The organism is Tychonema sp. LEGE 07196 (assembly GCF_963890365.1).
GTDB lineage: Bacteria > Cyanobacteriota > Cyanobacteriia > Cyanobacteriales > Microcoleaceae > Microcoleus.
The window spans coordinates 23,655-35,463 of record NZ_CAWPRX010000179.1 but is presented as its reverse complement, the minus strand read 5'-3'; the positions used below and the strand labels follow the sequence as shown (position 1 = coordinate 35,463).

Annotated in this window: 11 protein-coding genes; 6 read left to right on the top strand and 5 right to left on the bottom strand. The window is 46.9% G+C overall.

The window, feature by feature from the left end; all coding sequences use genetic code 11:
* Positions 1 to 654: 654 nt before the first annotated feature.
* The 5 genes from AACV78_RS21325 (at position 655) to AACV78_RS21305 (ending at position 5,220) form a co-directional block, all read left to right on the top strand.
* Positions 655 to 984: a hypothetical protein gene (locus tag AACV78_RS21325; protein ID WP_194009223.1), complete on the top strand. Its 330-nt coding sequence runs from the start codon at positions 655 to 657 to the stop codon at positions 982 to 984.
* Between the two features lie 197 nt (positions 985 to 1,181).
* Positions 1,182 to 2,711: a photosystem II chlorophyll-binding protein CP47 gene (gene psbB / locus AACV78_RS21320; protein WP_194009222.1), complete on the top strand. Its 1,530-nt coding sequence runs from the start codon at positions 1,182 to 1,184 to the stop codon at positions 2,709 to 2,711.
* Between the two features lie 143 nt (positions 2,712 to 2,854).
* Positions 2,855 to 2,950, top strand: a complete 96-nt coding sequence (locus AACV78_RS21315; RefSeq protein ID WP_083622085.1) for a photosystem II reaction center protein T — start codon at positions 2,855 to 2,857, stop codon at positions 2,948 to 2,950.
* 266 nt (positions 2,951 to 3,216) lie between these two features.
* Entirely contained in the window at positions 3,217 to 3,774 is a 558-nt protein-coding gene (gene nrdR / locus AACV78_RS21310; protein WP_194009242.1) for a transcriptional regulator NrdR, read from the top strand.
* A gap of 267 nt (positions 3,775 to 4,041) precedes the next feature.
* Entirely contained in the window at positions 4,042 to 5,220 is a 1,179-nt protein-coding gene (locus AACV78_RS21305; RefSeq protein ID WP_194009221.1) for a 30S ribosomal protein S1, read from the top strand.
* 236 nt (positions 5,221 to 5,456) lie between these two features.
* Here AACV78_RS21305 and AACV78_RS21300 read toward each other — a convergent pair whose 3' ends face one another.
* The gene (locus tag AACV78_RS21300; RefSeq protein ID WP_228042374.1) at positions 5,457 to 7,409 is read right to left on the bottom strand and encodes a HAMP domain-containing sensor histidine kinase; all 1,953 of its coding nucleotides are present in this window, start codon (positions 7,407 to 7,409) and stop codon (positions 5,457 to 5,459) included.
* Between the two features lie 425 nt (positions 7,410 to 7,834).
* Positions 7,835 to 9,070: an RNA-guided endonuclease InsQ/TnpB family protein gene (locus AACV78_RS21295; RefSeq protein ID WP_194009220.1), complete on the bottom strand. Its 1,236-nt coding sequence runs from the start codon at positions 9,068 to 9,070 to the stop codon at positions 7,835 to 7,837.
* A 5-nt stretch (positions 9,071 to 9,075) separates the two neighbouring features.
* On the opposite strand from AACV78_RS21295, the gene AACV78_RS21290 reads away from it, so the two are divergent.
* A complete protein-coding gene (locus AACV78_RS21290) occupies positions 9,076 to 9,255 on the top strand; it encodes a hypothetical protein (protein WP_194009219.1) in 180 nt (59 codons plus the stop codon).
* A gap of 157 nt (positions 9,256 to 9,412) precedes the next feature.
* On the opposite strand, the gene argJ is transcribed toward AACV78_RS21290, so the two are convergent.
* The 3 genes from argJ to AACV78_RS21275 all read right to left on the bottom strand — a co-directional run bounded on the left by argJ (position 9,413) and on the right by AACV78_RS21275 (position 11,376).
* A complete protein-coding gene (gene argJ / locus AACV78_RS21285; RefSeq protein ID WP_194009218.1) occupies positions 9,413 to 10,654 on the bottom strand; it encodes a bifunctional ornithine acetyltransferase/N-acetylglutamate synthase in 1,242 nt (413 codons plus the stop codon).
* A gap of 322 nt (positions 10,655 to 10,976) precedes the next feature.
* Complete coding sequence (locus AACV78_RS21280) at positions 10,977 to 11,117, bottom strand: hypothetical protein (RefSeq protein WP_194009217.1); 141 nt, start codon at positions 11,115 to 11,117, stop codon at positions 10,977 to 10,979.
* A 64-nt stretch (positions 11,118 to 11,181) separates the two neighbouring features.
* Complete coding sequence (locus AACV78_RS21275) at positions 11,182 to 11,376, bottom strand: glutamine synthetase inactivation factor IF7A (RefSeq protein ID WP_194009216.1); 195 nt, start codon at positions 11,374 to 11,376, stop codon at positions 11,182 to 11,184.
* Between the last annotated feature and the right edge of the window lie 433 nt (positions 11,377 to 11,809).

Below are 11,809 nucleotides of genomic sequence, written 5' to 3'. Positions count from 1 at the left end.
CACACTTGTTTAATTTAAAATTAAGCTTTTCTACATTTTTAATTTAGGAAAAGTAAGTTGATAGCTGTCCTAGGGGTGGTCATCAAACAATTGTCAATTTATTTTATTATTAATCTAGTGGGTTAACTCCACAAATTCGATGAGTGGGCAAATATTCTTGATATGGACAGTTATACACACAAAGTTGAGGAAAGTAATACCAGCGACGACTCGGATATGGTATCACTGCCAGCGAGGCGATCGAAAAACATTTACGGTTTTTTTGGGTGTACAGTCTGCGACTTATTAGCATATTGTAGGCATATTGTATAGAAGCTCACTGTCACCTTGATTGGATACAAGCATCGTACAGCTTGCTGTGTACATTGTCAATTTAATTTCTGGAGATTTATAATAAAACAGTTTCTCTAATTTTGAGCATAAATTTACATAAATTTATATAAAATTTGATCGGTGAAAATGGCTTCTATAGCTTAAACGAAATTGGCTTTTCAGACTGCTAGCAGAGTAACTACTTCTTCTGTGCTCTTTCTTGGCTTCCTAGCGCTGGCGCGCGGCGAAAGCCTAAAGCGTCTTTCATAGGTTCAAGAATTCGGCACTCTTGCAGTTTTGCGCTACGCTAAACAACAAAATCTCAACAACCGTACACAGCAAATGAAATATTTTTTCTTATCCGACGGCTGGAAAGTCGGGCGCGTCTGGGGGGTTGGTGGCGAGTGGACAGCCGCCGCCTGGAGACGACAGCCGGATATCCAACAGCTCAACCTCTGTCTTTCGGATCGAAATGAAAAAATGTGGCTCTACCGCGTAGAAGACGCTGTACTCATGGTAGAAGTTCAGCCCGGAACCCCTCTAGATCCGTCAGATCCGGGAAAAAATATTGGCAACGTCACCCTTACCAGACTCATCGATGCCGAGCAAGTTCTCGAACGCCTCGGGGCGATCGCCGCCCGCTGCTCGATCGATAGCCCACAATTAATGTAATGTCGAACATATTGCAATCGGTTCTAACACTCGATACACTTCTTTAAATAACTTTCATTTTTATACCTCCTCCTGTGAAGGTAGAAAGGATTCGGCAAAAGGCAGAATTTAAACCCCGGACATCACCGTTCGGGATGGAAAATCTGAATTTTCCGTCAAAATGACATCATCACTTACACCTTGGAGAACCGCAGTCAATGGGACTACCCTGGTATCGCGTACACACAGTCGTCTTAAATGACCCAGGCCGATTGATTTCTGTACACTTAATGCACACTGCCCTCGTGGCAGGTTGGGCCGGCTCGATGGCCCTTTACGAACTAGCAATTTTCGATCCCTCAGACCACATTCTGAACCCGATGTGGCGTCAAGGGATGTTCGTGCTGCCCTTCATGACTCGCTTGGGAGTCACCGGTTCTTGGAACGGTTGGAGCGTCACGGGCCAAGGTAACGTCGATCCTGGCTTCTGGTCTTTTGAAGGCGTTGCGATCGCTCACATCATCCTCTCGGGTTTACTGTTCTTAGCAGCAGTCTGGCACTGGGTATTCTGGGACTTGGAGCTCTTCAGAGACTCCCGCACCGGCGAACCCGCCCTCGACTTGCCAAAAATGTTTGGCATTCACCTGTTCCTCTCCGGCTTGCTCTGCTTCGGCTTCGGCGCATTTCACCTTTCGGGACTTTTCGGCCCAGGAATGTGGGTGTCCGACCCCTACGGCCTGACCGGTCACGTCCAGGCAGTGGCACCTTCTTGGGGCCCTGAAGGCTTCGATCCGTTCAATCCGGGTGGCATCGTGGCTCACCACATTGCAGCGGGCGTAGTCGGCGTAATTGCCGGTTTGTTCCACTTGAGCGTGCGGCCGCCGGAACGTCTTTACAAAGCCCTGCGGATGGGTAATATCGAAACTGTACTTTCTAGCAGTATCGCTGCTGTGTTCTTCGCCGCCTTTGTGGTTGCGGGTACGATGTGGTACGGTTCTGCTGCTACTCCGATCGAACTTTTTGGCCCTACTCGCTATCAGTGGGACAGCAACTATTTCCAACAAGAAATCGATCGCAGAGCCCAAGCTAGCTTAGCCTCCGGCCAAAGCTTCCAACAAGCTTACGAGCAAATTCCTGAAAAATTGGCTTTCTACGACTACGTGGGCAACTCTCCGGCTAAAGGCGGTTTGTTCCGCGCTGGCCCGATGGTCAACGGTGACGGTATCGCCAAAACTTGGCTCGGCCATGCAGTATTTACTGACAGTGAAGGTCGGGTATTGTCGGTGCGCCGCCTCCCGAACTTCTTTGAAACTTTCCCAGTCGTTTTGACGGACAAAGATGGAGTCGTTCGCGCTGACATCCCCTTCCGCCGTGCTGAATCAAAATACAGCTTTGAACAAACGGGAGTTACTGTCAGCTTTTACGGTGGCGAATTTGACGGTCAAACCTTTGATAATCCTTTAGATGTGAAAAGGTTTGCTCTCGCCTCCCAAAAGGGTGAACTCTTTGAATTCGATCGCGAAACCTTGAAGTCTGACGGTGTTTACCGCACTTCGACTCGCGGTTGGTTCACTTTCGGACACGCTTGCTTTGCTTTGCTGTTCTTCTTCGGCCATATCTGGCACGGTTCTCGGACAATCTTCCGCGACGTGTTTGCTGGAGTTGAGGCTGACCTGGAAGAACAAGTCGAGTGGGGCTTGTTCCAAAAACTGGGCGACGTGACCACAAGAAGAGAAGAATCTATCTAGTTTTCGCCAGCCCCACGGGCAGGCCGGAAACTTCCCCGGTACAAAAAACCCGGTTTCTTCAAGAAACCGGGTTTTTTTAGTTAAAAATAAAACCAGCAATTAAGATAAAATAAGACTGCAAGGGAAGATAGGGAAAATTTAACATGGAAAGCGTTGCTTACATTTTGATTCTGGCTTTAGCTTTAGGTGTACTATTTTTTGCGATCGCCTTTCGGGAACCACCCCGGATTGGCAAATAATTAGCCCTACGGCGGAGGTCAAGGGGTATCAACAACGGCCTAAAAACCTTTGTATCTCTCGTTTATAGCCCAGGATCGATCCCCTGACATACTAAGCGGGAATCGGCTCTAGTCATCAAACAGTAGACTGATACTAGGTTTTAGCTCTAGTTCACACATCAACTCACCGCCGGAGTGCCGAGTCATTTTTCTAGTCCAGTCATTCATCTAACCGCGCGGTCAGATGAATGGCAATTTGCTGGCAACGCCTGTTAAAATCAGCAATCATGCGCTGTTCCTCCTGCCAACATACAAATAGTCGCGTTCTCGAATCGCGTTCAGCCGAATCAGGTCAAAGCATCCGTCGGCGGCGCGAGTGTTTGAGATGCCAGCACCGCTTTACAACTTACGAACGCATAGAATTTGTGCCGATTACAGTGATCAAGCGGGACGGCAAGCGCGAATCTTTTGACAGGTCAAAATTAGTCAGGGGACTGGTTCGGGCCTGCGAAAAAACTGGTTTGTCCTCCGGGCAGCTAGAAACTCTGGCAGAAGAAATTGAAGCGCAACTCCAAGGTCGATCGATCCGAGAACTCGCCAGCTCAGAAATTGGAGAACTGGTATTGTTGCACCTGCGACCCCTGAGCGAAGTCGCTTACGTGCGCTTTGCCTCAGTATATCGGCAGTTTCGAGGTATCAGAGATTTTGTAGATACCCTAAATCACCTTCAAAATCCGCTCAACGAAGCTCTAGAGCCAGAAAATCAGCCTGATTTTGACGCAGATTCCCTCGATGGCGATCGAGTCGATCGAGAAAGCCCCGCATCCTGCGCTACTGGCAGCTAAACTCCCTTAAATTAATTTATAAAGCAGTATGCAGGTAAGTTATAATGATTTACTTGACTCTGAATGTTACGATTAAACGTTTTAACGTAGAGTTTGCACCAATAGCAGTGGCAAGCCCGGATGCAAAGTTGCACCAGGCAAAAGTTAGCAAAAACTGACTTTAGTAAAAGATTTTGCAAGAAGTTAACCGCTTTTTCACCAAAATCTCTCATATTTGCCGGCACAAACGAAAAACATGAAGGAGAGAAATCCTAGGAAACTATTCGCATGGTCAATCTCAAAACCACAGTCAAAGACATCGGCTTTACTCACGAAGATTTTGCAGCCCTACTCGATAAATATGACTATCACTTTAGCCCGGGCGATGTAGTAGCCGGTACAGTTTTTAGTATAGAACCCAGGGGCGCTCTGATTGATATCGGTGCTAAAACAGCAGCGTACATTCCCATTCAGGAAATGTCGATCAATCGAGTGGAAAGCCCTGAAGAGGTATTGCAATCAAACGAAACCAGAGAATTTTTCATCCTCACCGATGAAAATGAAGACGGACAATTAACCCTGTCCATCCGGCGCATCGAGTATATGCGGGCCTGGGAAAGAGTGCGACAACTGCAAGCAGAAGATGCCACGGTGCGATCGCAAGTATTTGCCACCAACCGCGGCGGCGCACTCGTCAGAATTGAAGGGTTGCGAGGCTTTATTCCCGGTTCTCACATCAGTACCCGCAAACCGAAGGAAGAATTAGTCGCCGAAGAATTACCATTAAAATTCTTAGAGGTAGACGAAGACCGCAACCGCCTAGTGTTGAGCCACCGTCGCGCCTTAGTCGAACGGAAGATGAACCGCCTCGAAGTCGGGGAAGTCGTCATCGGTACAGTGCGCGGCATCAAGCCGTACGGTGCCTTTATCGACATCGGCGGAGTCAGCGGCTTGCTGCACATCTCAGAAATTTCGCACGATCACATCGATACGCCTCATAGCGTCTTCAATGTCAACGACGAAGTGAAAGTGATGATCATTGACTTGGACGCTGAGAGAGGCCGGATTTCTCTCTCCACCAAGCAGTTGGAACCCGAACCGGGCGCGATGGTCAAAAATCGCGAATTGGTTTATGAAAAAGCTGAGGAAATGGCAGCTAAGTTCCGCGAAAAAATGCTCGCTCAAAAGCAAGCTAAAGCAGGCATAGACATTCCAGCAGACTCAACAGATGCCTTGGATCTCTCCGACGAAATACTCGAAGACGTACCCTCAGCAATGGAAGAGGACGTGCCGGAGGTAGCAGCCGAAGCAGCACCCGAAGCAGCAGCCGAAGCAGCACCCGAAGCAGCACCCGAAGCAGTAGAGGAAGCAGCAGCCGAAGCAGCACCCGAAGCAGTAGAGGAAGCAGCAGCCGAAGCAGCACCCGAAGCAGTAGAGGAAGAAATCCCTGCTGCGACTGTCGAATAAAATCGCAGTCACCGTTACAAAAAGAGGGATTATCCCTCTTTTTTTTGCTTCAACCTCGCAATTACCAGATACATCTTGTCCAGTCGATTGACAACAGAATTATGTAGCGCCATCGAGAACCAGCGACCTCACGGGACACTTCCCCGACAGCACTCTCGACAATTCAAATATATAATTCCGATGCAGCCGGAAACGATACGATCTAAACCAACATCGCCATCGATTCGCATTAGAGATTAACCCTCTCCTGCAGGTATGCGGACAGTAAAAATTGACCCTTTTCCCTCCTCGCTTTCCACCAAAATCTCGCCGCCCATCATCTGACAGTAATGGCGGCTAATTGTGAGTCCCAATCCAGTGCCGCCGTACTTGCGCGTCGCCGAACAATCAGCTTGCACGAAGGCTTCAAACAATTTGTACTGCTGTTCCTCAGACATTCCAATGCCGGTATCTTGAACTCGGAAACAAATCCAATCCGATGCTTCAGCACTAGCAATTGGACAAGCAATCGAGCCTGTAGCAATTGAATTTTCAACACCCGACAGCTTAGCTGCCTTAGATTTTCCGGTTCCCTCAATGCGGCTGACGCTGATTTTTACCAGACCGTTTTTGGTAAACTTAGCAGCATTGCTCAGCAGATGCAGCAGCACTTTCCGCAGTTTCGCAAAATCTGCGTGCATTGTGCCGACAGTTTGAGGATTGCACTCTATTTCAAAAACATTGCCATTCTTTTTTACCGACAATTTAGTCGCAATCTCCACATTATCAACCAGGGATGCAATGTCAAATTCTTCGATTTCGAGTTTCACCTCCCCCCCTTGAATTTTAGACAAATCGAGGATATCGTTAACCAAACATAGCAAGTGCGTACCAGCATTTTGAATCTTGTGTAAGTCTGGAACAAAATCCTCTCCTTCAAGCTCTGCCGCCTCTTCTAAAAGTAGTTGGCTGTAGCCGATAATCGCGTTTAAAGGCGTCCGCAACTCGTGGCTCATATTTGCTAAAAACTGGCTTTTGGCAGTGCTAGCAACTAAAGCCTCTTCCTTGGCTTGTTCCAATTCTTTTGTATGTTCCGAAACTCGCTCGATCAGGTGATTGAGAGACACAGCTAATGAGCCTATTTCGTCTTGCCCGGTGACTGGTACTCGCAAATCAAAATTTGACTCTGCGGCTACTTGTTCGGCCACCTGAGTGAGGCTGACGACTGGTTTGGCGATCGCCCGACTGGTGCGGTAAGCCACCATTCCCGCCACTGCTACCGACAGCAGCATACTCATCATAATTATGCCCTTTTCGATGCCTTGAGCGTCCTCCATAACTGCACCGCTTTGCCGCTCTTGCCGCTGGGCAATATCGAGGATTTTGCTCACTTCCTGAAAGCGAGCTTCGAGTTGTTTTGCACCTTCTCCACTTTCTGTAGCCAACAATTTTCTGGCTGACTCTATCTCGCGAGGCGACAGTTGCGATTGCTGGATTTGCTGCAAAGTTAAAGAGAGAGTATCGGCGTAGGATTCTAAATTTTCCGTGCAATCTTGTAGTAAAGTTTTGATAACTTCCGGCTTTGCCGCCAGCCATGCGGGTTCGCTATCGGCAAATCTTTCTATGTCCAGCCGCAGGTTTTTTGCTTTGACAATACTGTTAAAAAACTGCTGTTTTTGGAGTTCCAGCTTGGCGGAATTATCTACAAAAGAATCTAGCTGCGCTCCCTGCAATTGTGCCGCCAGGGCTGCATCTTTAAAATTGCCGAGCAATTGCGCTTGTACGTGAGCGTCATGGAGCTGTGTTAATCCTTTTCCTTGGTAGTAGTCGGCAATCACCAGTCCGCTCATGGAGCCAAGAAAGCCGATTCCTATTGCTAGTAAATACCCGACACCAATTTTTTGATGGATGGGCAACCCCCCAATTTTAGCTGGCAATATTTTATTGAATTTCAAGGATAATCTATCGACAAAATCCTGAATGTACGAGTTTTGATTGGCGGTTTTTACAGAAGCCAGTTGTTCGGAAATAAAGAGTGGCATCGGCTTACCTGCATTGCTATTTTTGGGGTTAAGTTTTTGCGTTGCTACAGGTTTTGCCTGCTGATTTAATGCTTCTAACTCTGGATTTGACTCGCCGTTGCCAAACCAAGCCGGCATCGAAAATTTTTCTTTGTTTTCTGTTTGTTTGAGCAAGTTAATTCTTGACATATGCAACCGCTGTATTGTGTTAAAATCTACCACCCTCCTAAGTTTTCCAAACGGAAAAGCTTGTGGGTTTTCCCGCAGACATCTGTGAAAAAGTATCTTTCACTCTTGTCGAGTCAAAAGATCAACTTAAATTCGGTTGATGTCTAATAGATAATTAGGCTGTTGATGGCTGTTCCAAATTACTTGTTCGACTTGTAAAAGTCTGCGACAGGCAAAAAATGAAATATTTATCCCGGCAGTGAATTATCGCCGCAGGAAATGTTACAGGCAGAAAATTCTGTCTGATGAGTTTTGCTTGTGAATTGTCCAAAGCTGAAATTGTCTGTTGACAATGCACCCGATTCCTCAGCTTTGGAGCTTTGCTGTCAGCAATGCGACGATTGCTTGACGGTTTTTGTTGAGCATGAACATCCGACGACTTCGTACTACAGACTTTGACACTCCCCAGCTATCAGGCATGGGGATTCTTCGTTCACAGACCCAACTTGCTCAGACAAGATTGCTCCAGCCTGAGTAGAGGTCGAATCTCCCGAAGCGTTCGGATTTAAAATCCAGGTTCCTACATGACCTGTAGTACCCAAGGCTAAATTCAGGATATTCCTAGCCGCGTTCCAATCTCTATCTAATTCAAGTCCACACTGACAATTGTGTGTCCTCGTAGATAGTGATTTTTTGACAACTGCACCACAGTTAGAACAGTTTTGAGAAGTGTACGCTGGGTTAACGGCTACCGTTATTTTTCCAAGCTTGACTCCAAAATACTCCAACCATTTCCTGAATTGATACCAGCCAGCATCATTAATCGACTTGGCGAGACAATGATTTGTAACTAGGTTTTTAATCCTCAAATCTTCATAAGCAACCAAATCGTTAGATTGGATGACGCAACGCGCTAGTCTTTTAGCGTGTTCTTGACGCTGCCTACTTATTTTGAGGTGTACTCGCCCTAGTCGATTAATGGCTTTCTTTCGATTGGTAGAGCCTTTCTTTTTGCGAGAAACACGTTTCTGTCTAGACTTTAACCGCTTCTGACTCTTCCTGTAAAATCTGGGGTTTGGCTCGTTATGTCCGTTGCTGTCGGTATAAAACTCTTTGAGTCCAACATCTAAGCCGATTATCCTACCAGTCGAGTTTGTCTCGACTTGGTGGTCAATCCTGATTACAAATTGGACGTAATAGCCGTCAGCACGTTTGACCAGACGCACCCGCTTGATCTGATCTATTTGGTAGAAGTTTAAATCCCATGTCCCTTTTAGTCTTAACTTGCCAATAGCTTTCTTGTCGGTAAAGACTATTTGTTTGCGTGTCTCAGAAAGCGACCACCCAGAAGTCTTATACTCAACAGAGCGACAGTTCTTTTTAAACTTCGGATAGCCCTTTTGACCGGGAACTTGTCGTTTGCAATTGTCGTAGAACCGAGCAATTGAACTATAAGCCCGCTCGACAGAGGCTTGACAAGCATGGGAATTTAAAGTCTTGACAAACGGAAATTCAGCCCTTAGCGCTGTGTTGTAGCGATAAAGCTCTTTCTGTCCAACACTTTTGTTGTCCATCCAGTAACGGATGCACTTGTTGCGGACAAATTGAGCGGTTCTAATCGCTTCATTTATTGCTGTATATTGGGTTGCTTTTCCTTTAGCTTTAAATTCCACAACGATCATTTGACGTGGACAAACTCTACGGCAATATTCTAGCACAACAAGTCGCCCTAGAAGAGCGAGGCTTGAAACCCAATTTTCTGGTCACAAATGCGGCTGGCGATCGAACTTTTGCACCTTGGGGCGATGGCTTATACCCCGCTAGGCTAGGACTTTTGGCACTGCGGCCCCGCTTTCGAGCAGTCTGAGGCCAAGTCATGCAAGTCAAAAAGATGTTGAAAATATCTAAGATTTATCTTCAACCCACGGAGGTGGGTTTTGTCTGTGTCGCCGCGATTTCTAATCGCCCGGGCTGTGTCACCGCAGTTTCCAATCACCCGGGCTAAAAAATACGATCGCCCTTAATTAAGTTGTATACTCGGCATTAATCTTCACGTAATCGTAACTCAAGTCGCATCCCCAAGCCTTGGCAAAACCGCCGCCATTCCCGACACCAACCTGAATTAAAACCGTGTCTCCCTTCAAATATTCTCCCGAAGCGGCCGCTTTCATATAATTACTCGCAGCAGATTTATCGAACTCTTTGGGTTGGCCGTTTTCCATCATCAAAAAATCTCCCAATTGAATCCGCAAATTCTCCTGTTCAAAAGGAACACCAGCGCGCCCCGCAGCCGCCGCAATCCTGCCCCAATTGGGATCGCGTCCGAAAATAGCAGCTTTCACTAAAGAAGAACCGACTATTGTTTTAGCAATTTTACTCGCAGAAACTTCGTCGGCGGCACCGCTAACTTGCACTTCTACCAAACAAGTTGCACCTTCGCCGTCGCGGGCGATCGCCTTTGCTAAATTCACGCAAACTTCTGTCAGCATCGCTTCTAATTTTTCAGCCTCCGGGCCCATTTCTGTAATCGCCGGGGTGCGAGATTGACCGTTGGCCAAAGCAATTAGCGAATCGTTGGTGCTGGTATCGCCGTCAACTGTAATTTGATTGAAACTTCTGTCAGCGGCCCTACTCAGCATTTCTTGCCACAAATGCGAGGATACTGCTGCATCACAGGTTACAAATGCTAGCATTGTTGCCATATTCGGGTGAATCATTCCCGAACCTTTGCAAATGCCGCCGACGCGCACGGTGCGATCGCCAAACACGGTTTCTAGGGCGATCGTTTTCGGCACTAAATCAGTCGTACAAATAGCCTTCGCCGCCGCATCGGAACCAGTTTCCGATGCCTCAGCAACTAATCGCGGAATTCCCGCCCTCAGCGGTTCCATTTTAATCCGCTGTCCTATTACTCCTGTGGAGGCCAAAAGAATCGATTCTGGAGGAATATTTAACGCTTCTCCCAACAATTTGGCACTTTCTAGGGCATCTGCCAAACCTTGTTCGCCAGTAGCAGCATTAGCTTGTCCCGCATTGCACAAAATTGCTTTGGCGCTGGGTTTAGTTTGCAAACGCTGGCGACAGTAGTCCACGCAAGCGGCCCGGACGGTGGATGTAGTGAAGACTCCTGCGGCGATCGCGTCTACTTCTGACAAAATTAAGCTTAAATCCGGCAAGCCTGAAGGCTTCAAACCCGCTGTAATTCCCGATGCTCGATACCCTCTGGGTGCTGTAACTCCGCCGTCAATTACTTTCCACTCCGACATGATGACCTCCCTAGTAGCCTTCAATCTTCTGAAGAGGGATTATATCATTTTAGATTTTAGATTTTAGATTTTAGATTTTAGATTGCCCGCGACTGATGATTTGGTAAGGGTTGCTCGTTTTCCGGTTTTTCGGCGTGGAAATGCCGTTAAGGGAGGCTGTGCTTTACTTTTTGTATTTAACTAGCCCAATAAAAACTAATCGCGACTTCCTTTCTAGAGATCGAACTCAAGAAGAAGTCGCGACGGTTTTGTAACTGTCATTATTAATTTTTAGCTAAAAACAACAAACTCGATTCAACTGTCTCGCTGTTGAAAAAACGAGTTATTTGCGATCGATACTCGCTGGAGAACCAGCATCTAAACCAACTTCAGCAGCCACACGGCTCAGCATGGATTCCTGACGGTTTTTGACGACGTGTTGGTGGCGCATCATCAGGCTGCGGGCTTGTTCTTGAGTTGACATAACTGGTTTCTCCAAAAAATTATCGGTAATAACTTCGTAGACAATTAGGGAATTTGAGCTTGCCTTAGCTCATGGTGGCGTTGCTGCGATCGTAACTGGATCGAAGGCTTGGCTGCGCTTTGCCTTGAATGTGGCCCCAGTAGTTGGTATCTTCCATTCCGACTTCGCTAGCGGTGCGGTTGAGCATGGATTGCTGCCGGTTCTTCACCATGTGGTGGTGGCGCATCATCAGAGAGCGGGCTTGATTTTCGGTAGACATATGCGGTTCCTCCGTATTTTTTTTATTTAATGTTGAATTATTTTTTTATTCCTATTTATGACTATAACAGATAATTCTGTATCTAATGCTACCGAATTAAAATTGTCACAAAATTTTACAATCGCTCGGTAGATCGAGAGTGCAGAAAGTGCGATCGGGCTTTGGGTAATTGATTCAGCCTGCAACCTCAAGCAGCGATCGTTCCTTGAGGTTGTGAATAAAGGCTGGACGGGCGATCGCAAATATTGACCTACAACCAAACTCTAGAATATTGCTAGATCAGTTTGCTTGTAGGTCAGCGACAGGTGAGGGACACTGTAGGGAGTCTGGTAAAAAGTTAATTCGGTAAACTGGCTTGCTAGATAGTTCCTAGAAAACTAGCCAGTCATGGCCGAAAGCATTGATAATTCGTAATCTTACTGAAAATTGGGCA

Coding starts and splice junctions, on each gene's coding strand:
- AACV78_RS21325 (WP_194009223.1), top strand. CDS start 655: ATGAAATATTTTTTCTTATCCGACGGCTGGAAAGTCGGGCGCGTCTGG.
- psbB (WP_194009222.1), top strand. CDS start 1,182: ATGGGACTACCCTGGTATCGCGTACACACAGTCGTCTTAAATGACCCA.
- AACV78_RS21315 (WP_083622085.1), top strand. CDS start 2,855: ATGGAAAGCGTTGCTTACATTTTGATTCTGGCTTTAGCTTTAGGTGTA.
- nrdR (WP_194009242.1), top strand. CDS start 3,217: ATGCGCTGTTCCTCCTGCCAACATACAAATAGTCGCGTTCTCGAATCG.
- AACV78_RS21305 (WP_194009221.1), top strand. CDS start 4,042: ATGGTCAATCTCAAAACCACAGTCAAAGACATCGGCTTTACTCACGAA.
- AACV78_RS21300 (WP_228042374.1), bottom strand. CDS start 7,409: ATGTCAAGAATTAACTTGCTCAAACAAACAGAAAACAAAGAAAAATTT.
- AACV78_RS21295 (WP_194009220.1), bottom strand. CDS start 9,070: ATGATCGTTGTGGAATTTAAAGCTAAAGGAAAAGCAACCCAATATACA.
- argJ (WP_194009218.1), bottom strand. CDS start 10,654: ATGTCGGAGTGGAAAGTAATTGACGGCGGAGTTACAGCACCCAGAGGG.
- AACV78_RS21280 (WP_194009217.1), bottom strand. CDS start 11,117: ATGTCAACTCAAGAACAAGCCCGCAGCCTGATGATGCGCCACCAACAC.
- AACV78_RS21275 (WP_194009216.1), bottom strand. CDS start 11,376: ATGTCTACCGAAAATCAAGCCCGCTCTCTGATGATGCGCCACCACCAC.